The sequence below is a fragment of the Thalassotalea mangrovi genome (genome assembly GCF_005116735.1).
Lineage (GTDB): Bacteria > Pseudomonadota > Gammaproteobacteria > Enterobacterales > Alteromonadaceae > Thalassotalea_A > Thalassotalea_A mangrovi.
Genome location: NZ_SWDB01000010.1, coordinates 181,897 through 205,323, shown reverse-complemented (window position 1 = coordinate 205,323; position 23,427 = coordinate 181,897). Strand labels below are relative to the sequence as shown.

Annotated in this window: 18 protein-coding genes; 16 read left to right on the top strand and 2 right to left on the bottom strand. The window is 47.5% G+C overall.

Features of this window, described 5'->3' with window-relative positions; genetic code table 11:
* The first annotated feature begins 10 nt into the window (after positions 1-10).
* From E8M12_RS06025 to acpS, 10 genes are all read left to right on the top strand, one after another.
* Positions 11-595 (top strand): sigma-E factor negative regulatory protein, encoded by a 585-nt coding sequence (locus tag E8M12_RS06025; protein WP_136735189.1) that lies wholly within the window; start codon positions 11-13, stop codon positions 593-595.
* Positions 595-1,593: a MucB/RseB C-terminal domain-containing protein gene (locus E8M12_RS06020; protein ID WP_136735188.1), complete on the top strand. Its 999-nt coding sequence runs from the start codon at positions 595-597 to the stop codon at positions 1,591-1,593. Before E8M12_RS06025 ends, E8M12_RS06020 begins: the two co-directional genes overlap by 1 nt.
* A 572-nt stretch (positions 1,594-2,165) precedes the next feature.
* Positions 2,166-2,654, top strand: a complete 489-nt coding sequence (locus tag E8M12_RS06015) for a SoxR reducing system RseC family protein (RefSeq protein ID WP_136735187.1) — start codon at positions 2,166-2,168, stop codon at positions 2,652-2,654.
* A gap of 83 nt (positions 2,655-2,737) precedes the next feature.
* On the top strand, positions 2,738-4,528 hold the full coding sequence (gene lepA, locus E8M12_RS06010) for a translation elongation factor 4 (RefSeq protein WP_136735186.1): 1,791 nt from the start codon (positions 2,738-2,740) through the stop codon (positions 4,526-4,528).
* 6 nt (positions 4,529-4,534) lie between these two features.
* Positions 4,535-5,455, top strand: coding sequence for a signal peptidase I (gene lepB / locus E8M12_RS16285; protein ID WP_169303051.1), 921 nt, complete (start codon positions 4,535-4,537; stop codon positions 5,453-5,455).
* Positions 5,456-5,464: 9 nt separating this feature from the next.
* Complete coding sequence (rnc, locus tag E8M12_RS16280) at positions 5,465-6,136, top strand: ribonuclease III (RefSeq protein WP_169303053.1); 672 nt, start codon at positions 5,465-5,467, stop codon at positions 6,134-6,136.
* Positions 6,129-7,040, top strand: coding sequence for a GTPase Era (gene era / locus E8M12_RS06000; RefSeq protein WP_136735185.1), 912 nt, complete (start codon positions 6,129-6,131; stop codon positions 7,038-7,040). Before rnc ends, era begins: the two co-directional genes overlap by 8 nt.
* A gap of 2 nt (positions 7,041-7,042) precedes the next feature.
* Entirely contained in the window at positions 7,043-7,762 is a 720-nt protein-coding gene (gene recO / locus E8M12_RS05995; protein ID WP_136735184.1) for a DNA repair protein RecO, read from the top strand.
* 30 nt (positions 7,763-7,792) lie between these two features.
* Positions 7,793-8,581 (top strand): pyridoxine 5'-phosphate synthase, encoded by a 789-nt coding sequence (gene pdxJ / locus E8M12_RS05990; protein WP_136735183.1) that lies wholly within the window; start codon positions 7,793-7,795, stop codon positions 8,579-8,581.
* 181 nt (positions 8,582-8,762) lie between these two features.
* Positions 8,763-9,143 carry a holo-ACP synthase gene (acpS, locus tag E8M12_RS05985; RefSeq protein WP_136735182.1) on the top strand — a complete coding sequence of 127 codons (381 nt, stop codon included), beginning with the start codon at positions 8,763-8,765 and terminating at the stop codon, positions 9,141-9,143.
* 1,017 nt (positions 9,144-10,160) lie between these two features.
* Here acpS and barA read toward each other — a convergent pair.
* On the bottom strand, positions 10,161-12,923 hold the full coding sequence (gene barA / locus E8M12_RS05980) for a two-component sensor histidine kinase BarA (protein ID WP_136735181.1): 2,763 nt from the start codon (positions 12,921-12,923) through the stop codon (positions 10,161-10,163).
* 506 nt (positions 12,924-13,429) lie between these two features.
* Here barA and rlmD point away from each other — a divergent pair.
* The 5 genes from rlmD to E8M12_RS05955 all read left to right on the top strand — a co-directional run bounded on the left by rlmD (position 13,430) and on the right by E8M12_RS05955 (position 20,843).
* The gene (gene rlmD, locus E8M12_RS05975; protein ID WP_136735180.1) at positions 13,430-14,767 is read left to right on the top strand and encodes a 23S rRNA (uracil(1939)-C(5))-methyltransferase RlmD; all 1,338 of its coding nucleotides are present in this window, start codon (positions 13,430-13,432) and stop codon (positions 14,765-14,767) included.
* A gap of 314 nt (positions 14,768-15,081) precedes the next feature.
* Positions 15,082-17,271: a GTP diphosphokinase gene (gene relA / locus E8M12_RS05970; protein WP_136735179.1), complete on the top strand. Its 2,190-nt coding sequence runs from the start codon at positions 15,082-15,084 to the stop codon at positions 17,269-17,271.
* A gap of 102 nt (positions 17,272-17,373) precedes the next feature.
* Positions 17,374-18,180, top strand: coding sequence for a nucleoside triphosphate pyrophosphohydrolase (gene mazG / locus E8M12_RS05965; protein ID WP_136735178.1), 807 nt, complete (start codon positions 17,374-17,376; stop codon positions 18,178-18,180).
* Between the two features lie 682 nt (positions 18,181-18,862).
* Entirely contained in the window at positions 18,863-19,981 is a 1,119-nt protein-coding gene (locus E8M12_RS05960; RefSeq protein ID WP_136735177.1) for a DUF3083 family protein, read from the top strand.
* 439 nt (positions 19,982-20,420) lie between these two features.
* Positions 20,421-20,843 carry a secondary thiamine-phosphate synthase enzyme YjbQ gene (locus E8M12_RS05955; RefSeq protein WP_136735176.1) on the top strand — a complete coding sequence of 141 codons (423 nt, stop codon included), beginning with the start codon at positions 20,421-20,423 and terminating at the stop codon, positions 20,841-20,843.
* Between the two features lie 136 nt (positions 20,844-20,979).
* On the opposite strand, the gene E8M12_RS05950 is transcribed toward E8M12_RS05955, so the two are convergent.
* A complete protein-coding gene (locus tag E8M12_RS05950) occupies positions 20,980-21,366 on the bottom strand; it encodes a four helix bundle protein (protein ID WP_136735175.1) in 387 nt (128 codons plus the stop codon).
* Between the two features lie 376 nt (positions 21,367-21,742).
* Between E8M12_RS05950 and pyrG the strand changes: the two genes are divergently transcribed.
* A complete protein-coding gene (pyrG, locus tag E8M12_RS05945; protein ID WP_136735174.1) occupies positions 21,743-23,380 on the top strand; it encodes a CTP synthase in 1,638 nt (545 codons plus the stop codon).
* Positions 23,381-23,427: the final 47 nt, after the last annotated feature.

The window sequence follows — 23,427 nt, the reverse complement described above, 5'->3', positions numbered from 1 at the left end:
GAGTTAAATTATGAGTAACAAAATCAGTGAATCGGTTTCTGCATTTCTCGACTCCCAGGAGGCAGAGGGCTTATCGATTGATGATCTCAAGCAGGACCAGCAGTTGACGGATACCTGGGGCAGGTATCATATGATTGGTGATGTCATGCGAGGTGAAACCGGTCAATATATTATGCCCGACCTGGCAAATGATATCGCCGTAGCTATTGCGGCCGAACCTACGGTACTGGCACCGCAACCTAAGCCTTCAATGGGGGCAACGGTAAAAGCAAAAGTGATCCAACTGGTCAAGCCCGCAGGTCAGTTTGCCATTGCTGCTTCCGCCGCCGGCCTTATGGTGCTGGGGGTACAGCAGGCAAACATGGTCGAACAGGAGCCGCTGGTACCGTCGCAGGTTTTTCAGCCTATTCCGTTTGGTGGGGTTGCCGATCCGGTAAGTTATAATTACGAACCGGCCAGCATTTCCGAGCAGAAACAGGCGTTAATTAAACGTCAGCAAAAACTTCAGGCGATATTGCTTGATCACCAAAAACAAATAAAATTACAGGCCAGCAAAGCGGCGGCCGAAGAACAGCAGGATACCCCTGAAAATTGATGAAGTTTGTACCCTTTCTGATGTTGGCGACATGCATAAGTGTGTCGGCCAACGCCCAACAACAACCATCCACAGAATCGACAGAAAACCAAGCCGTTGAACCTGAGTTAAGGGCTCAACCAACGGCAAAACAGTGGTTGCTGCGACTGTCCGATTCTTTACGAAAATTAAATTTTGATACTTCGTTTGTGGTCGTACGTAATAATCGGGCCGAGCCCTACCGCTGGGTGCATGGCATCGCTGAAGGTCGTGAGCTGGAATTAATTTCTTCATTGAATGGCCCCCGTAAAGAAGCGATTCGGGTCGATAATACCGTAAGTTATTTTGAATCGAACCAGCAACCCTATTCCGTTAACACTGATAGTATCAGTGGTCCTATTCCCCGGGCTTTTACCTCCGATATTGAAGTAATCAGCCTTAGTTACGACTTGGTTGAAGTCGGTAAAAGCCGCATTCTTGGCAGACCGGCGCAATTGATTCGAATGGTCAGTAAAGATAAACAACGTTTTGGTTACTGGATCTGGCTCGATATCGAAAGCGGCTTATTGTTAAAAGCGGCAATCATTAATAACGAAGGTGAATTGTTGGAACAGATTCAATTTACCCATTTGACCATTAGTGAACAATCCAATGAAATGCTAGGGCAATTGCTGGAAGCTGAGTTGCCAGAAACTCATCAAAGTTCGCCGGAAGTACCCAAGGCTGAATTTAAATGGCAGGTCAACTGGTTACCGGAAGGCTTCGAAATGCTGGAATCCAACCAGCACTTTGTCGACCCCATTAATTTGCCGGTCGACTTCATTTTATTCAATGATGGCTTAGTAGATGTTTCCGTGTATGTGAGCGCCACCGATGAAGCACCGCGCAAATCGACGATAAGTCAAACTGGTGCAACCGTATTGTTAACGCAAATCCGTGAAGGTTATGAGATAACGGTGGTAGGAAAAGTGCCATCTCAAACCGCGGATGCGATTGCTGACTCAATCACGTTCAACTAAATCTCCCTCTAAAATAACGCGATTTCTCTCTAAGATAATGCGATTCATCAGCGCGTTATCTTTAGGGGCTCAGGTTTCAGGTTTCAGGTCTCGGATGGCCAAGTGCCTTTGCTTAACTTTATTAGCGACTAGCGCATTGCATTTCTAGCACGCCGCACTTTTAAGCTGTCGAAGGGAGACAACGAAGCGCCTAATCCCGGAGTAACTCTTTGAGTTACGTACCCGCAGCCAATGTTTTCATTGGCGTACCCGAAATAAATTCAAAGAATTTATGTACCCGTAATGAAGAGTACCTTTTAATGACCAAGGCCGTTCGCCCTCCGAAACCTGAGACCTGAAACCTGAAACCCAAATTAAGTCGTAATGTGTTAATATCGCCAATAAACCGAAACCTCGAGTCATTCCCTGATACTACAGGGAATCTAAGCTAAAGTTTCAAGCACAGATCCCGGCCTCCGCCGGGATGACGAAATAGGTCGCACGTTGCGCTTTCTGAAACCTAAGACCTAAGACCTAAGACCTAAGACCTGAGACCTGAAACCCGAAACCTAAAACGAATTTATGAGTTTTCCATGATCGAAGAAACCGCTCGCGTTACCCAAGTCAGGGGCGAGCTAATAGACGTTGAAAGTGTGGTCAAATCTGGCTGCAGTAGTTGTCAGCAGGTAGATACCTGTGGCAGTGGCCAAATAGCCAAAGGCCTGGGCACACGACGAATGAAACTAACCTTGACCTCGACACTGGATTTAAACGTCGGCGATGAGGTGGTAATCGCCCTGCCGGAAAACAATCTCCTTGGTGCGGCAATGCAGGTTTATATCCTGCCGCTACTTGGCCTGTTGGTTTTCGGTGCCATATCCCAGCTATTGCTGGTGCAAAAATGGCAATGGCATGAAATTTATGGGTTAGTCATATCATTGCTAGGCGGTGTCGGTGGCTTTTACCTGGCTCGCCGGTTGCAGAGCCAGCCGCATCGTCAACAGGCGTTAGAGGTTAAAATCCTGAGAAAGTGTGACAAAAAAGCGCACTCACAGGCAATACCTATCAATATCCGCAACTAATGATGGCTAGAGCCGCTGAAATTCGCTAAAATCACGCCATTATTGAATATTGTAACTGCAGTAAATTTTCTTCTAAGAAGCCTATGAAGCATATCCGAAATTTTTCTATCATCGCCCACATTGACCACGGTAAGTCGACTTTATCTGATCGCCTGATTCAACACTGCGGTGGTTTGACTGACCGGGAAATGGCTGAACAAGTCCTTGATTCCATGGATCTTGAACGCGAGCGTGGCATCACCATCAAGGCACAAAGTGTGACCTTGGATTATAAAGCCAAAGACGGTGAAACCTATCAACTGAACTTTATCGACACCCCTGGCCATGTTGACTTCTCCTATGAAGTATCCCGTTCTCTCGCTGCCTGTGAGGGTGCCCTGCTGGTTGTCGATGCCGGCCAGGGGGTAGAAGCACAAACCCTGGCTAACTGTTACACCGCCATTGAAATGGATCTGGAAGTCGTTCCTATCCTCAATAAAATCGATTTGCCACAAGCGGATCCAGACCGGGTATGTGAAGAGATCGAAGACATCATCGGCATCGATGCCACTGACGCCGTTAAATGTTCGGCAAAAACCGGCATTGGTATCGAAGATGTGCTGGAGAGCATTGTTGCTAATATTCCGCCACCGGTTGGCGAGAAAGACGACAACCTGCAGGCACTTATCATTGATTCCTGGTTCGATAATTACCAGGGCGTAGTCTCTTTGGTGCGTGTCGTTAATGGCGAAGTCAAAGCCGGTGACAAGATGACTGTAATGTCCACGGGGCAATCACATATTATTGATAAAGTCGGAATCTTTACACCCAAGCAAACCGATACCGGGGTATTGAGAACTGGCGAAGTAGGCTTTGTTATTGCCGGTATTAAAGAAATTCATGGTGCCCCGGTGGGTGATACCCTGACCTTGACCCGCAAGCCGGCAGACAAGCCATTGCCGGGTTTCCAGAAAGTTAAACCTCAAGTTTATGCGGGTATTTTCCCAATCAGCTCGGATGACTTTGAAAATTTCCGTGATGCGTTGAATAAACTAAGCTTAAACGATGCGTCATTGTTTTTTGAACCGGAATCATCCGGTGCTTTAGGTTTCGGTTTCCGTTGTGGATTCTTGGGCATGCTGCACATGGAAATCATTCAGGAGCGTTTGGCTCGAGAATATGATCTTGACCTAATTACCACGGCGCCGACGGTAAACTACGAAATCTTATGTACCAATGGCACGGTAATAACCATCGATAATCCATCTGATTTGCCACCGGTCAATGAAGTGTCGGAAATACGCGAACCGATTGTGGAAGCGCATATCCTGGTACCGCAGGAGCACTTAGGTAATGTCATTACCCTGTGTGTGGAAAAACGTGGGGTGCAGAAAAACATGACTTACCACGGTAATCAGGTTGCTGTGACTTATGAATTACCGATGGCTGAGGTGGTGATGGACTTTTTCGATAAATTGAAGTCTACATCGCGCGGCTATGCATCTCTGGATTACAATTTTGTCCGCTTTGAAGCGTCAGATATGGTACGTGCTGATATACTGATTAACGGTGATCGGGTCGATGCATTAGCGATGATTACCCATCGTTCAAATTCCGTCTCGCGCGGGCGACAACTTGTTGAAAAGCTGAAAGAATTGATTCACCGTCAAATGTTTGACATTGCCATTCAGGCGGCTATTGGCAACAATGTTATTGCTCGTACCACGGTCAAACAATTGCGTAAAAACGTTATTGCCAAGTGTTATGGTGGTGATGTCAGCCGTAAGAAAAAACTGTTACAAAAACAAAAAGAAGGTAAGAAACGTATGAAACAGGTGGGTAATGTTGAAGTGCCCCAGGAAGCGTTTTTAGCCGTATTAAAACTAGGAAAATAACTGGCTATGGCAATGTACTTTTCTCTGATTTTGGTGATCGCAACCCTGGTTACCGGTACCGTTTGGTTGGTGGACAAGTTTGTGCTTGCACCGAAACGCCAACTGAACCTGGCCGAAACCGAGGCGCAGTGTGCACAACCCCTTTCTGAAGAGGCACAACGAAAAATCACCCAGCCCAATGGTTTCGTTGAAACCTCGGTGCAAATCTTCCCGGTCATTGCCTTTGTTATGGTATTGCGCTCGTTTTTATACGAGCCATTCCAGATTCCCAGTGGATCGATGATGCCAAATCTATTTGATGGCGATTTTATCCTGGTTAACAAATTTAATTATGGCCTGCGTGATCCGGTTACCCGCAGCAAATTTTGGGAAAATGGTGACCCCGAGCGTGGTGATGTGGTGGTATTTAAATACCCGGAAGATGAACGCATTGATTACATCAAACGGGTTATCGGCGTGCCGGGCGATGTGGTGATTTACCGCAATAAATCCCTGTATATCAGGCCCGCCTGTGCCGAGGATGCAAAAGACTGTCCGGGTGCTGAAAAAGTCATGAACGATTTTCTTGCAACCGGGGAATACTTCCAGTTTGATATGCCGCTAACACGCTATAACGAAAATTTGCCGGGCCGAAGTCATGAGATTCTGGTCAATAACAATACCTATCAACAAACCCGACGTTTTCATAATCAACCGGGTACGGTGAAAGGCGAATGGGTTGTGCCCGAAGGTGCATACTTTGTGATGGGAGATAATCGTGATAATTCCCAGGACAGTCGTTTCTGGGGGTTCGTACCTGAAGATAACCTGGTCGGCGAGGCCGTGGCAATCTGGATGAGTTTTGAGTTCGATCGTCCTGAAGATAGCTGGCTACCAGGTTGGTTTCCAACCGGGATCCGCTTTGAGCGCATTGGTGGAATAAACTAATTGACTGGCATCGATAAATTACAACGACTGAGTAAGCGCCTGGGTTATCAATTTAATGATAGACAGTTACTTACTCAGGCTCTTACTCACCGTAGTGCGAAAGGCGTCAATAATGAGCGCCTGGAATTTCTCGGTGACTCGATTCTGGGTTATATCATCGCCAATGAATTGTTCCAACGCTTTCCCAAGGCGACCGAAGGCGAGCTGACCCGGATGCGTTCGAGCCTGGTACGCGGGGTGACATTAGCGAAACTGGCTCGCAGCTTTGAACTGGGTGACTATCTGGTCATGGGACAGGGAGAGATGAAAAGCGGTGGTTTTCAACGAGATTCGATTTTAGAAGATGCCACCGAAGCTCTAATCGGTGCAATATTCCTAGATTCTGATTTGCAGAAAACCCAGCAAATGGTATTAGAATGGTTCGCTGAACGCCTTGACGCCATTAAACCGGCTAAAGCACAAAAAGACCCGAAAACCCGCCTGCAGGAATATTTACAGGGACGCAAGTTACCTTTGCCTGCTTACGAGGTTATTGACACCAGCGGACAGTCCCATAACCAGGAGTTTACCGTCAGCTGTCAGGTATCTGGAATTGACCAGCTGCTGATCAGCAAAGGCACATCGCGACGCAAGGCTGAGCAGGCCGCTGCCCAGCAAGCTTTGGAGTTACTCAATGTCTGAACAACCGCCATATTGTGGCCTTATTGCCCTGGTGGGACGCCCTAACGTCGGTAAATCAACGTTACTTAATGCCTTATTGGGTCAGAAAGTCAGTATTACGTCCCGCAAACCACAAACTACCCGACATCGGATCCTTGGTATCCTGACCGAGGACAACCGCCAGGCCGTATTGGTTGACACCCCAGGTCTGCATGCTGAAGAAAAGCGGGCGATAAACCGGCTTATGAATCGCGCCGCCAGCAGCTCTATCGCTGAAGTCGAGCTTATCGTGTTTTTGGTGGAAGGTACGCACTGGACCGACGATGATGAGCTGGTGCTGAATAAAATCAAAAAGAGTGGTCGTCCGGTCGTTCTCGCTATCAATAAGATTGATAATGTTCAGGACAAGGAACAGTTATTACCACACCTGCAGGTGTTAGGTGCTAAGCATGATTTTCAGGACATCATTCCAATCAGTGCCAGTAAAGGCGATAACGTCGATAAGATCAAAAAAGCCTGTCTGCAATCGTTACCGGAAGGGGATTTCTGGTTCCCTGAAGATTACATTACTGACCGTTCGTCCCGCTTTATGGCATCCGAGATAATTCGTGAAAAACTGATGCGCTTTACCGGTGACGAGCTGCCGTATTCGACCACCGTTGAAATCGAGCAGTTTAAAATTGACCAAAATGGCATCGTCCATATCAATGCCTTGATCCTGGTGGAGCGTAACTCGCAAAAACGCATGATTATCGGCAATAAAGGTGAAAAACTGAAAGTCATCGGCCGCGAAGCGCGCCGCGATCTGGAAGAGTTATTGCAGCGCCAGGTCTTTCTGGAAACCTGGGTCAAGGTCAAATCCGGCTGGGCCGACGATGAGCGAGCCTTGCGTAGCCTTGGTTACGGTGACGATTACTCGGGCTAGCCATGAAAGGTGACAGGGATTTACCATTACAAACCGTATACCTGTTACATTCCCGCCCATATCGGGAGAACAGCCTGTTATTAAACCTGTTAAGCGCGGAACTCGGCCATATCAGTGCCGTCGCCTATGCAGGCAGTAGCCGCAAAAATAGCAAAAAGGCGCAGTTACAACCTTTCTCCGTGCTTGAGGTGCAGCTAAAAGTCAGTGGCTCCATGTATACCCTCAGTCAGATTGAGTCGGCAACGTTGCCATTGCCGCTATCCAGGCAGTTCCTGTATAGCGGTTTTTACCTGAATGAGCTGTGCGTGCGTCTGCTGCCGCAAAATATCAGCTGCGATCCGCTGTTTGAGCAGTATCATCAAGCATTACAACAACTCAATAATCAACAGTCCATAGAGCCAATTCTTCGCAAGTTTGAATTTTCGTTATTAGAAGAGCTCGGGCTGGGTATCGATTTTTCGGTACTGGAAACTGAGCCCGGCGTTGCCGAACGGGATTCTCAATACTGGTATTATTTACCTGAGCAAGGGCTGATCCCCGCCGATTACCAATTACAGGCGGATAAGTTTTGTTACCAGCACTTAATCGCAATCCGTGATGGCAAATTACAGCAGTCAGACGTATTATTGACCTGCAAGGCTTTGATGCGGCAGGTATTTAAACCCTTACTGGGCAATCGACCATTGCAGAGTCGTAAGTTATTTGCCTACAGTAAACGATAAATTTTCAACATTAAGAGTAGTCGTGAAACCATGAAAGATATTTTACTTGGCGTCAACGTTGATCACATTGCCACTTTACGCCAGGCGCGAGGCACCAGTTACCCAGACCCGGTTCATGCCGCCAGTGTTGCCGAACATGCGGGCGCCGACGGCATTACTATTCATTTGCGCGAAGATCGCCGTCATATTAATGATCGCGATGTTGAAGTCATGGCGCGTACCTTGCAGACACGAATGAACCTGGAAATGGCGGTTACCGAAGAAATGCTGACCATTGCCGCAGGCATTAAACCTGAATTTTGTTGCCTGGTACCAGAAAAGCGTGAAGAGCTGACTACCGAAGGTGGGCTGGATGTCGCCGGTCAACTGGATAAAGTGACCGATGCGGTACGCCGGTTACAAAGTCACGGCACAACAGTAAGCTTGTTCATTGATGCCGATATCGTCCAGATTGATGCTGCCAAAGCCACTGGTGCGACGTTTATTGAAATACACACTGGCCAATACGCAGAAGCGGAAAACGAGCAGGAAATGCACGCCGAGCTGGTGCGTTTAATTAAAGGCATCGAGTATGCTGACAGCATAGGCCTTAAGGTCAATGCCGGCCATGGCTTAACCTATTTTAATGTCAAACCGATTGCCGCGATTCCACAGGTAATCGAATTGAATATCGGTCATGCTATCATCGCCCGCGCTGCCATCGATGGCCTGGATAAAGCCGTCCGCGATATGAAAAAACTAATGCTGGAAGCAAGAGCAATGAAACTTGACCCGTTGTCGACGCATAGCGTCTATGGTGGAGTCAAGGCAAAGCCTTGATGGTGGAGTCAAAACGGACGGCGTTTTGAGGGTGGAATTGAAACAGAAAACGTTTCAAAGGTGGAAGGTGGAAGTGTAACTTGGCAACCTTCCACCAGCGTTAGCCTCCACCTGAAAGCACGACGCAGTGGAGTGGTTTCTTCCACCATCGTAAGATTACCTCTAAAGCAAAGGAGCCCCTATGTCCGTCGTTGGCATTGGTAATGATTTAATTGAAATTGCCCGCATCGCGAAGATGGCGGATAAGGCTCGTGATCGCCTGTCAAAGCGGATTCTAACCGAATCGGAAATGGCGATTTACCAAAGTCATAATTTTCCTGAGCGCTTTCTCGCCAAACGCTGGGCGGCGAAAGAGGCAGCAGCAAAGGCTTTGGGCACGGGGATTGCCGCGGGGGTGTCGTTTCAGCATATCGAAATTTCCAACCTCGATAATGGCCAGCCACAACTTAACTTCAGTGGCCGCGCTTTAGAAATCGCCGAACAACTCAATGCGATTCATTTCCATATCAGCCTGTCGGATGAACAGCACTACGCGGTGGCGTTTGTGGTGTTGAGCAAATAGCACGCTAAATCGAGGATTTAGCTTCTAGCACATCAAATCGAGGATTTAGCTTCTAGCACATCAAATCGAAGATTTAATTCCTAGCACGCAAAATTGAAAATTTAGCTCCTAGCACACGATTGAAAATCGTTCCTAGCATGCTTCCGAAGAGCAAGAGTTATGGTGGAAGTGTGAGGTGGAAGAACCTGCCACCTTCCACCAGCGAAGCTAGACACTCCCACCTTATTTCAGTTCTTCGTCATTTCCTGCCACGACAGGAAATCTCAAGTTAAAGACAAAATCGAGATCCCGGTCGACACCGGGATGACAGCCCCTTGGCGCATCGTTTCAGGCATGCAATCGAAGATCGCGCCTAGCGAAGAGCAAGAGTTACGGTGGAAGTGTGAGGTGGAAGAACCTGCCACCTTACACCAGCGAAGCTAGACACTCCCACCGTATTACCGTTCTTCGTCATTTCCTGCCACCACAGGAAATCTCAAGTTAAAGACAAAATCGAGATCCCGGTCGACACCGGGATGACAGCCCCTTGGCGCATCGTTTCAGGCATGCAATCGAAGATCGCGCCTAGCGTAAAGCAATTGGCCAGGAGTGTAACGTGCTAGGAACGCAGTGTGCTAGGAATGGAATGTGCTAGGAGCGTCAGTGTGCTAGCCGGGATTTTAACCCCATGCTTAGTGTCACTAACCTATGTCATTCCCTGATACTACAGGGAATCTAAGCCTGAAACTCAAATCAGAGATCCCCTTTTTCAAGGGGATGACGCAACTTTCAGTGAACAAATGGACAGGTTTCAGGTCCTGGAAAACCAGAAGCCTTCGCTAGGAGCGCATGCGTTCTAAGAGTGTTAACGTGCTAGGTGCTTTCCTTTACATGACAAATGTAAGGCTCCTCGTTGTCACCCAAAATAGGACAGCGAGAGTATTTTCTCCACCTGCGGTAGCGTCCACCTTAAAACACGACACAGCGGAGTGTTTTTCTCCACCATCGTAGATTACCTCTTTAACAGCGTCGAGGGCGCTAGCTCTCGCCGCTCAGGATCCCTTCGCTAGCGCCAATCAGCTTATCTATCTCATCAAACATTTCTAGCAGCTCGGGTTCGATGCTGTCGAGTTCCTGTTCGCTGAGATGGGTTTCGATATCGCGGCAAATTCGCTCCAGCCGTGGTACACCGTTATAGCAACAAGCACCATTGAGTTTATGAATAGCCTGGTATAACCCATGTTTGTCTTTGGCCTCCATCAGTTCCTGTAATAACGCTTTGGTCTCTGGCAGGGATTTTAGCAACATGCTAAGCATTTCTTTGGCAAGCTCGGGGCGATTTCCGGAACGCTCAAGGGCCAGCGACCAGTCGATAACCCCAGCATACTTATTGCTGATAAATGAGTCTTTTAAGGTTAATGCCTTGCCATTGTATGCTGGCGTCATATGTTCCATGCCATGTTCGTACAGGTAATGCTTTAACAGGGTTTCATCAATGGGCTTAGTCATATAGCCAAAGAAGCCGTTTTCCAGCATTTTGTCCTTTTCTCCCTGCAGGGCATGGGCAGTAACGGCAACCACCGGGGTATCACTGTTTAGGGTAGTCAGGCGAATTTTTTCCATCGCCGTAATGCCATCCATAATTGGCATCTGAATATCCATAAAGATAAAGGCGAAACGCTGCTTACTGGCCAGATCCAGGGCTTCTTTACCATTGCTGGCAGTCACCACCGTTTCCACCAATTCCGATAACAGGGTGCTGATCAGCTTTAAATTCGCCTCATTATCATCAACGGCCAATACTTTAATCGCTAACTTTTTATAAGACTGTTCGAGTGCGGGAAGTTGACTAACAACTTTATCGTCTGTGGAAATCAACTGGGCCAGTTTATTGGTTAATATCGGTTTACTGAAACAGTTTTTTGCGCCGGCAGAGACAAAAGCTTCACATAGGTTTACCGCATTGGAGTTAACCGCCACATAAATATCCGCAACCGAATGATGCAATTTCTGTATTAATTTGCGGGTATCATCGAGTTGATGATCATTAATGCGCACACCGACTATCGCCAGCTCGAATGAATTTTGCTCGGCGGCGGTCAATAGCGCCTCATGGCTTTGTACCACAGTTACCTGCATCTGCCAGAACTTTAACAGCTCTTTTACCGCCTGGCGGCAATGAGGAAGCGGATCGAAGACCAGTATCGACTTACCTTTCAGGTCACTGGGGTAAGGCTTGCTTTCCAGAGGCAGGGGATTAAGCTGGCATTGCCACTCAAACCAGAATGTCGTGCCTTCATTAGCCTTACTTTCAAAGCGAATATCGCCGTGCATTTCCTGGGCAAGACGTTTCGAAATGACCAGCCCCAGGCCAGTACCACCGTACATGCGGGTGATGCTATTATCGGCCTGGCCAAAGGCTTCAAACAGGTTTTCCTGCTGCTGGCTACTGATACCAATGCCGGTGTCTTTAACCGCCACCACCAGCTGGACATTCGAGTCCTCTAAAATCTTATAATCAATGTCCACTTCCACCGAGCCCGAATCGGTAAACTTAATCGCATTACCTATCAGGTTGGTCAGTACCTGCTGAATCCGCAGCGCATCGCCAACCAGGGAATCCGGCATGCTGGGGTTTAACCGTACTGAGAAATCCAGGCCCTTTTCATTGGCCGATGGTGCTAACAGGGATATGGTCTCTTCAATACACTCATTAAAGGCAAATGGAATCGAATCGATAACAAATCGGTTTGAGTCGAGCTTGGAAAAATCGAGTATGTCGTTAATGATGCTTAACAAGCCATTGGCGGAGCGCTCAATGGTACGTAAGTAATCCCGTTGGGTATTCGACAATGGCGTTTTTAATACCTGGCGGGTAAAGCCGATAACGCCATTGAGCGGTGTTCGCAATTCATGACTCATATTGGCCAGGAATTCTGATTTGACCCGGCTCGCTTCCTGCGCCCGGCGTTTGGCCAGGTCTAACTCAACGTTCTGGATTTCAAACTGCTCCAGGCTTTCGCGTAGATCATTGGTGGCCTGGTCGATGTTTCTATCTAAGTCATAATGATAATCCCGTAGCGAGAAGAACAGGATATTCAGCCCTTTACGCAGTTCTTCCAGTTCGCCTTTGTAGTAGGCATCGATTTGTGTGTCGTACAGGCCGTTGCGCATTCTATCGATGGCCAGGTTCATTTGTTGCACCGGCACAGCGATGCGATTTATTAAACGATTGGCAAAGACCCCGGATAACAACACCGACATCAAAATAATCAAAAACGAGACGATATACAGGCTTTGCTCATGCAAGGTGATATCGGTTTGATCGACCACCAGCAATAAATAGCCCAATAACTGGGTCTCGCGCTTACCATCTACCGAGTAACGATTAAAATTTATCGGTGAGGTGTAAAGGTAGTAATCATCAAAAGCAATAAACTGGGTGCTCTCTAATGAAGTACGAAACTCACCGGGAAGCAACACATTGAGATCTTCTAAATTGCGGCTCACCGCGATGGTTTGCATTTCTTCGTCAACAATCAGGATATTGTCGAGCAAGTCGTCCTGGCTGACCTGTAACTCTTTTAATAATTCATCGAGAAAACGAAAGTTGGAATTACGGATCCCCGACTGGGCACTGATCTTTAACGGCTGGGAAATCGCATTGACCCGATAAAACAGACTCGATTCCAAATCGGATATACGCGAAAAGGTGAAAAAGCCCGCCAGACTCAGGCCAATAACTGTGGTTGGCAATATGGTTAATAAAATAACCCAATCGCGAAGACTGACTTTAAACATACAGGTACTAAAACCGTGTTAGAATTGTTTTTATTTAAACTTCTCACATCATGGCATAAGTAGCGAGAAAGTTGTAGTCGCATCGATTTTTGATGCGACTACAACTTTCTCGCTACCAAGGCGGAATCGAATCGGAAAACGATTCGAAGGTGGAATCAAGACGGAACACGTCTTGAAGGTGGAATTGACGTAAAACGTCAAAGGTGGAGTCGAATCAGAAAACGATTCGAAGGTGGAGTTGAAGCAGAGCTTCAATGGTGGAAGGTGGAAGCGTAAATTGGCAATCTTCCACCAGCGTTAGCTTCCACCTCAAAACACGACGCTGGGGAGTGTTTTGTTCCACCATCGTGAGATTACCTCTAAAATGCGACAACTAGAGCATTTTCTCCACCTCAAAACATGACGCTGGGGAGTGTTTTGCTCCACCATCGTGAGATTACCTCCAAAATGCGACAACGAGAGTATTTTCTCCACCTTAAAACACGACAGAATGAGTGTTTTCTTTTATGGTCAAAATTTTTAAAGCACAAAAGCGCCCATCGATGGTGGGCCAGAACCTCGACTTGGATATTGTCGGCTTTGACATCAATGGTGATGGCATTGCCCGCTCGGGAAAAAAGTCGGTATTTGTTACCGGCGCCTTACCCGGCGAACAGGTGCAGGCGAAAATCATCAGCGAACACAGTAAATACCTGCGCGCTAAGGCGATCAAGGTTACCAATCCACATCCGCAACGGATTACGCCTCGTTGTAAACATTATTATCAATGCGGTGGCTGTGACTTTCAGCATATGCCACGCGAATTAGAGCTCGAGGTGAAACAACAAAAAATAGCCGAGCTGTTTCGTCGTAATGCCGAGCTGGATGAGTTGCCATGGCAAGCACCATTGCTTAGCGATGAGTGGCATTATCGTCGTAAAGCTCGAATTGGCGTGCAATATAACCGCCTCAATCAGCCCCTGGTTGGTTTTCGCCAGAAAAATGCCAAACATATTACCGAAATCAAATCCTGTGATGTGTTAGCGCCAGATTTAAGTAACATATTCGCTAAGCTACAAACATTGTTGAGCGAGCTGAAAGGCCATCAGCTTATTGGCCACGTGGAAGTATTTGCCACCAATGCCGTCACCCTGGTATTCCGTTATCTGGGAAAGTTGAGCAAGGACAACCGTGCTCGCTTTGTCGCCTTTGCTGAACAACATAGCTATCAGGTGTTGGTTGAAGATGACCAGCAACTCCATGATCTTACTGAAGTCCAGAGAAACGGCCAGAAAAGCGAACTCTATTATGATATCGACGGTTGTCGTATTAACTTCACCGCCAAAGACTTTATTCAGGTAAATGCCGAGCTGAATGCTAAAATGGCAATGCAGGCAATTGACTGGCTTGAGCTGACAAAAGCCGATAATGTCCTCGATTTGTTTTCCGGGCTTGGTAATTTTAGCTTGCCGATTGCCAAACGAGTAAAGCAGGTGGTGGGTATCGAAGGCGTACAGACAATGGTCGATCGAGCCAGTGACAATGCCAGCGCCAATCAAATGGATAATTGCCAGTTTTATCAGGCCGATTTAAATGCAGAACAGTTTCAGTGGCCATGGCCAGAAGCCCGCACTTTTAATAAAGTCATTCTCGATCCTGCTCGTGCCGGCGCCCATGGGGTGATAAAGCCGGTTGCTGAACTGGGTGCAGATAAGGTACTTTATATTGCCTGTGATGCTGCAACCATGGCTCGCGATTGCAAAACATTACTGGCATCCGGCTATCGACTGGAAAAGATCGCTTTGTTGGATATGTTTGCCCAAACCCGACATGTGGAGACGATGGCGCTCTTCCATAAAACCTGAATCGACGAGACGGTTTTATGGGAGGTGGAGTCAAAACGAACTGCGTTTTGAAGGTGGAGTCGAATCAGAAAACGATTCGAAGGTGGAATTGACGTAATACGTCAAAGGTGGAAGGTGGTATATCACCTAAATCGCGACAGCGAGAGCGTTTACTCCACCCGCGTTAGCTTCCACCTTAAAACGCGACGCATGGGAGTGTTTTACTCCACCTGCGGTAGCATCCACCTTAAAGCGCGACGCATGGGAGTGGTTTGTTCCACCTTCAGAACAGTATTGAAGCGTTATGCTTCAATACTTAACCAAAGGGAAGTTTAATGGTTTCTGTCAGAAAATCTCACCAAATGAGCAATGCCAGTTTTGATGCCTGGTTGGCCGAGTTGCACCTGAGCGCCGCTAAGCAAAAAGCGCTGGAGGCAACCTGGCAACAGAACCATCACCTGTACAGCAAGCATTTGCCTTGCCAGGTGAAAGCGTTAGAAATGGTGGAAATCCTCGCTGGCCTGAACATGGATAAGGATTCGTTAAAAGCTGCACTATTAGTACCATTAGTTGAACAGGGCTTTTTGCAGTTATCCGATATTGAAACCGAGTACGGTAGTTCCGTTCATACCCTGGTCGATGGGGTGTGCCAGATGGATGCAATTCGCAGTTTACAACAACCCAGCGGTACCCAGTTTGCCAGTGGCCAGATTGATAACATCCGTAAAATGTTATTGTCGATGGTCGAAGATGTTCGCGCGGTGGTCATAAAACTCGCCGAGCGAATCTGTAATTTACGGGAAATTAAAAAAAGCGATGAAGAAACCCGGGTTATCGCCGCCCGGGAAACCCAGACCATTTATGCACCGCTTGCCAACCGTCTGGGTATCGGGCAATTAAAGTGGGAACTCGAAGACGTAGCATTTCGCTATCTGCACCCGGAAACCTATAAGCGCATTGCTAAATTGCTTGATGAAAAACGCCTGGATCGCGAGCAGTATGTGGAAGATTTTGTTAATAATATCCAGGGCAAACTCGATCAGATGGGCATCAGCGGTCAGGTTTATGGCCGCCCTAAACATATCTTCAGTATCTGGCGCAAAATGCAGAAAAAGGGTCTGGATTTCGACCAGCTCTTTGATGTGCGCGCGGTGCGCATTGTTGTCGACAAATTGCAGGACTGTTATGGCGCCCTTGGGGTTGTCCATACCAGCTGGAAACACCTGCCCAGTGAATTTGATGATTATGTCGCAACCCCTAAGCCAAATGGTTACCAGTCAATCCATACCGTGGTGCTTGGCCCGGAAGGCAAGTCGGTAGAAATTCAGATCCGTACCCAGCAAATGCATGATGATGCGGAGCTCGGTGTCGCCGCCCACTGGCGCTACAAAGAAGGCAGCGGCCAGAGCAAGGGCAGCTTCGATGATAAAATTAACTGGTTGCGTAAGCTATTGAAATGGCAGGAAGATGTGGCTGGCTCTGACGAGTTGGTGGAAGAGCTTCGCAATGAAGTATTCGAAGATCGCATTTATGTGTTCACCCCTAATGGTGATGTTATCGACCTGCCCAATGGCTCGACACCGCTGGATTTTGCCTATTACATTCACTCGAATGTGGGGCATTGCTGTATCGGTGCTAAAGTCTCCGGTCGCATTGTGCCGTTTACCTATAAACTGAAAACCGGTGAGCAGGTCGAGATCCTGACCTCGAAGAAACCCAGCCCCAGCCGCGACTGGTTAAATCCAAGCCTGGGCTACCTGCATACCGCTCGTTCCCGAGCCAAGGTTCAGCACTTCTTTAAACTTCAGGATAAAGATAAACATGTGCAACAGGGCAAGGAACAGCTTGAAGGCCAGTTACAAAAATTTGATCAGATTGAAATAGATTATGAACCGGTATTAAAGCGCTTTAATGTCTTGTCGCTGGAAGATTTACATGCCGCCATTGGTGCCGGGCATGTTAAAGCCGCACAGGTAATAAACCAGTTGCAGGGACAATGGCAAAAACAACAGCCTCAGGATGAAGTCGATCCGAAACTGGTGATCAAAAGTAGCAGTAAGTCGAAGGCTGATAAAAATGGTATTACCGTCTCCGGTGTCGGTAACCTGTTAACCCATATGGCCAAGTGTTGTCAGCCGGTACCGGGTGATGCCATTAGTGGCTTTATTACCCAGGGGCGGGGAATTTCCATTCACCGCAGCGATTGTGAGCAGTTACTTCACGCCGAACAACAGCACCCGGAGCGCCTGATTGATGTGCAGTGGGGCGAAAACCAGAACGCCAGTTATCAGGTAATGATTCAGATCATTACCGGTGAACGCCAGGGCCTGTTGCGCGACGTCACCACGATTATTGCTAATGAAAAAATCAATGTGCTGGATATGTCATCGAACAATGATAAAAAACTGCACCAAAACCTGATGTTCTTTAAACTGGAGCTGGCCAATACCTCGGTGCTCGAGCGCCTGTTTGCTAAAATCCGGCAACTGGACGATGTGGTCAGTGTGAATAGGATTAGGCGGTAGCCGGCTTTGCCGGCTACCGAAGCGTCAGGCTGCAGGCTGCAAGCAGCAGGCTCTATGTTACTCGGGTAACTACTCAGACTTATTTATTTTAGGGAGTTTACTATGTTGTCCGCCCCGGCGAGTGTGGAAAAGCTGATTTGGATTATGCAACGACTTCGCGATCCAGAAGGTGGTTGTCCCTGGGATCTGAAACAAAACTTTGCCTCGATTGTGCCATATACGCTGGAAGAAGCCTACGAAGTAGCCGAGGCGATTGAAAACAATGATTTTGTCGAGCTGGAAAAAGAACTGGGCGATTTGCTGTTCCAGGTCGTTTTTTATGCGCAACTTGGCAAAGAACAGGCACTGTTTGATTTTGATCAGGTAGTAAGCCATATCTGTGAAAAACTGATCCGTCGTCATCCCCATGTCTTTGCCGATATGAATCTTGCCAGTGAGGCAGAAATCAAAGCAAACTGGGAAGCGGAAAAGGCGAAAGAAAGGCAGCAAAAAGCCGAGCAGGCATCGCTTAGTATGCTCGCCGATATTCCCCGCAGCCTGCCGGCGCTATCACAAGCCGCTAAAATCCAGAAACGTTGTGCCCATGTTGGCTTTGACTGGGACAATATCCACGACGTGCTGGAAAAGGTCAAAGAAGAGTGTGACGAAATCTCCACCGAGCTAAATGCTGAGCCGATCGATCAGGATGCGGTTGCTGAAGAAATCGGCGATCTATTATTCGCCGTGGTCAACCTTGCCCGTCACGCCAAACTTGACCCGGAACAAACCCTTCGCCAGGCCAATCAAAAATTTACCCGCCGCTTCCAGCACATCGAACAACACTTTTTCGATACCGGCGAAGACATAAAGGCCGCCAGCCTGGAGCAACTAGAACAGTTGTGGCAACAAGCCAAAAACCTGAATGGTTAAAATCATTCAGGTTTTTAGTACGCCAATCGAAAAGATTGGCTTCGAGTACGTCAATAAATGACATTGACTTCGGGTACACAAAATCAGAGATTTTGTTTCGGGTTAGAGCAATTTCACTCGAAGCAACGCAGTTTGTTGCGTACCCGGAATGAACCTACGGTTCATGTACCCGGAGTGATGCTGTTCATCACGTACTCGGAACAATCTTCGATTGTGTACCGAAAGCTTTAATCGTCTACGATTGTGTACCCTATAGACGTGACATTGCTAGAAATGAAATGTGCGCGCAGCTTTAAAAAAAACTCGTCATTCCCTGATACTACAGGGAATCTCAAACTTGAGCTGATGCATTAGATCCCCTTTTTCAAGGGGATGACGTAGGAGAATTCAGGCCTCGAAAGGCAAATGCTTTTGCCAGGAGCGTATGCGTGCTAGGAACGCAGTGTGCTAGGAATGTTAATGTGCTAGCAGCTATAAATAAGGCTCTTCGTTGTCACCGTGTCAGCTGTCACCCAAAATACGACAACGAGAGTATTTTCTCCTCCATCGTAGATTACCTCTTAAACCAACAGGTGAGTGTTCACTTGCCTGTTGTAACAATTCTTTCACTTCTCGATCATTTTACCTTCACATTTCCTGCTTAAAGTGACCTTGGTTTTTCAATCTGCACGGTAGGTTTACTATGTTACAACGCCACACTCGAATGTCTTTGATCCGTAAGCGCAGCGCCGCCCATAAGGTGTATTTACCCGCATCCGCGCGGGAAAATCAGTATCTGTTGGTGGAAATTAATCCCGAACACTTGTTCCGCCGCATGCGAGACAACGCCGAGAGCATTACTCCTGAACGGGTTTATCAGGCGCTAAGCTCCGCATTTTTTCAATGTTGCGCAAACCATCAGGTCGAAAATGTCAGCTTTATCGCCTGTAATAAGCTGGTCCGGGTAATGTACTCGCCGGAGCAGCAGGTGGTTGAAACTGAGCAACAATTAATTTTCCTCTACAACCCCAATACCCATCATGGCCGTCAGCATTATTACGATAAGCAACACTGGTCTAAGAAAATCCAGCTATTGTTTCTCGCCACTGGTGACGATATTCGCCATCAGGCACCAGCATTTCATCAGCAGGTCACCCGGCTAATGAGTGAGTTCGCCAAGGGGCAGGGCATTAGCGCAGGCGATATGAAAATCAAAGACTTTCAACACCTGACTTACGATGTATTTGAGGCTCATAAGGGCGATAAGAAAACCGTCACTCACGGTTTTCGCCCGATTGCCAAACGCTATCAACAGCAAGGTTTTATCCTGCCGGCGAAAAGCCGCGCCATGACGTTTGCAGTGGCCAGCCTGCCGGTAACCCGAAACTTGTTAAATCAGAGTGAAATCGACACCCAGGCAGCGGATCCTTTCAATCCTCTTTATACCCTGGTAGCCGATTCATTCACTAACTTAGCGCGACAATACAATCTTAATCACCTGGCGATGGTGGCAAATGGCAAAATACCGATTGTGAGGCAAAGCGATGAGGATTTTGTGATTCCAGAAGGCGAATTGCTTAACCTTGGTTTTAACACCAGTGCGTTCAGTGGCCAGCTGGTTAGCCAGTGGGATGCCAGTAAGCTGGTCGATACCATTCGCCTGGTGTTTGTTGCCAGCGAACATAACTGCAGCCATCGTGGCTACGGCCGTTTTGTTAACCACTTAACCGAAGTGTTGAACAAACTCACCACCCAACTTGGCTACAACAAGGAAAAAGATGCGATAACCTTGCGCGTCTTTCAGCTACTGGAGCAAGACTGACGTCGTGCTCCAGGTTGTAGAGGGATACTACGTAGGTGGAGTTGAAGCAGGGCTTCAAAGGTGGAATCGAATCAGAAATCGATTCGAAGGTGGAATCGAATCAGAAATCGATTCGAAGGTGGAATCGAATCAGAAATCGATTCGAAGGTGGAATCGAATCAGAATACAATTCGAAGGTGGAATCAAAATGAACCGTATTTTGAAGGTGGAAGTGTAACTTGGCAATCTTCCACTTCCACCATCGTAGATTACCTCCAAAATACGACAGCAAAAGTATTTTCTCCACCTGCGGTAGCCTCCACCTTAAATGCGACGCAAGGGAGCATTTACTCCACCATCGATAGATTACCTCCAAAATACGACTGCGAGAGTATTTTCTCCACCCTCGACAGTGTTTTTCGCGTATGATGAGTTCAAGTTTACTTACTTTCTTGTTTTTATGTGGCAACAACAAATTATTCAGCTTGCACCGAAGACGCGTGGTTTTCATTTAATCACTGATGATATCTACTTTCAGGTACCGCAAATAGGCGATTACAAGGTCGGAATGTTGCACCTGTTTTTACGGCACACCTCGGCATCACTGAGCATTAATGAAAATGCTGATCCAATGGTACGACAAGACCTGGAAAGTCACTTCAATACGTTTGTACCGGAAAATCAGCCTTATTATCTGCACGATTATGAAGGCCCGGATGATATGCCGGCGCACATCAAAAGCTCAATACTAGGCTGTGAGTTAACCATCCCGATTACCAACGGTAGATTTGCTTTCGGTACCTGGCAGGGAATTTACCTTTGTGAACATCGTAACCATGGTGGCTCGAGAAGTTTAGTTGCGACATTGAACGGCGAAGTGTAACAAATCACTCCCTTGCGTCGTGATTTGAGGTGGAGGCTAGCGCAGGTGGAGTAAACCACTCTCGGTGTCGTGTTTTAAGGTGGAGGCTAGCGCAGGTGGAGAAGTGCAACCATTGACGATTCCGTCAACTCCACCCTCAAAACGCTTTCCGTTTTGACTCCACCTTCGATGACGCCTGGCGTCGAGACTCCACCTTCTTAATCAATCCACTCAGCATTCTATCCAGCTCCTCTGTCTCCTGTTTGTATTTAGCCACATGCTGATTACTCAGGTAACCAATCCGTTCGCCAATGACCAGCTGGGTTTTTAATTCCGCTAAACTACCTTTAGCAATGAAGAGAAACTTTATTTTGTCATTAATGGTTGGTTTCTCAATTCCTTCCGCAATATTACTGGCAACTGACAAGCTACTTCGTGTGATCTGATTTCTAAAACCAAAATCAGACAATGCATTCGTTAACTGGTAAATTTCCACAGACAAATTACAACTGCGTTGCCAAACATTAAGTTTTTCATGGTACATGACGAATCCTCTAGTTCTCATTCTCTTCTTAAATTTTATTAAAGAACTAAGCTGCATCAGCAAAACAGCGCACAGACCAGAGAAAACGGTACATAGTAACGCGACTCCGGAGTAACCCACCCTTGACGTTATACGTCAACTCCACCTTCAAGGCTTGCCTTGACTCCACCTTTGAAGCAAAGCTTCAATTCCACCTTCAAGGCTCCGCCTTGATTCCACCTCGGGATTTCCAGTCTCCAAACGCCACCGAATTCCGGTAGCGTTTGAAGACTGAAAATCCCGTTGTTGTCCCGCCCCGCTTTTGCTACAATGCGTTCCCGTCCTGCTACACTGTTAGCACAAATACTTTACTGTTTTCCTTACATCTGGGTTTCACATGACAACAAGATATATTTTTGTAACTGGCGGGGTTGTTTCATCCCTGGGCAAGGGAATTGCCGCAGCATCTATGGCGGCAATTCTGGAAGCGCGTGGCTTAAAAGTCACCATGCTAAAACTTGATCCATATATCAATGTCGATCCAGGTACGATGAGCCCAATTCAGCATGGTGAAGTTTTCGTCACCAACGACGGTGCTGAAACCGATTTGGACCTGGGCCACTACGAGCGTTTTATTCGCACCAAAATGACCAAGCGTAATAACTTTACCACCGGTCGCATTTATCAGGATATCCTGGCCCGCGAGCGTCGCGGCGAGTTTTTAGGTGCTACCATCCAGGTTATCCCTCATATCACCAACGATATTAAGCGTCGCGTGATTGAAGGTGCTGAAGGCTTTGATATTGCTATGGTAGAAATTGGCGGCACAGTAGGGGATATTGAATCCCAGCCGTTCTTAGAAGCGATTCGTCAGCTAGGTGTTGAACTGGGTCGTGATCGCGCCATGTACATGCACCTGACGTTAGTACCATATCTTGCCGCATCCGGTGAGATCAAAACCAAACCAACCCAGCACTCGGTGAAAGAGCTGCGTTCTATCGGTATCTTCCCGGACATTCTGGTTTGTCGTAGTGAAGGCGTGATCCCGGCGAATGAGCGTGCCAAGATTGCCCTGTTTACCAACGTTGAAGAGCGTGCGGTTGTTTCCATGCGCGACGTTGACAGTATTTATAAAATTCCGGCCCTGTTAAAATCCCAGGGTACCGATGAGCTGGTAGTAAAACGTTTTGGTATTGATGCCCCGGAAGCTGATTTGCACGAGTGGGAAAAAGTGTTGTACCAGGAAGCGAATCCGAAGGGCGAAGTGACCATTGGCATGGTGGGTAAATACATTGAATTACCGGATGCCTACAAGTCGGTTAACGAAGCATTAAAACATGCGGGCCTGAAAAACCAGTTAACCGTCAATATCAAATACATCGATTCACAAAGCGTCGAGAGCAAAGGTGAAGAAGCCCTGGAAGGTGTCGATGCGATCTTAGTACCTGGTGGCTTTGGTGCCCGGGGTGTGGAAGGAAAAATCCTGACCGCCCAATATGCCCGTGAAAACAACATTCCATATTTTGGTATCTGTTTAGGCATGCAGGTAGCGCTAATCGAATACGCCCGTAATGTGGCCAATCTTGAAGGTGCTCACTCAACCGAATTTGATGCCGATACCAAATACCCGGTGGTTGGCCTTATTGAAGAGTGGCTGGATGAAGAAGGCCAGGTTGAAACCCGTGATGAAAACTCCGACCTTGGTGGTACCATGCGTCTGGGTTCACAGCAATGTCACCTGATTGCCGGCACCAAAGCCGAACAAATTTACGGTAGCGAGAGCATTTATGAGCGTCACCGTCACCGCTATGAGGTAAACAATAATTACCGTCAGCAATTGAGTGATGCCGGACTGGTATTCTCGGGATTATCCGCCGACAAGAAGCTGGTGGAAATCATCGAAATACCAGAACACCCCTGGTTTGTGGCCGGTCAGTTCCACCCGGAGTTTAACTCCACACCACGGGACGGCCATCCATTATTTGAAAGCTTTATTGCTGCAGCCTTTGAACACCAGAAAAGTCAGCAAAAATAACAAACTTAAAGCGAGCCGCAGTTTATCCAACTAAACTGCGGCTTTTT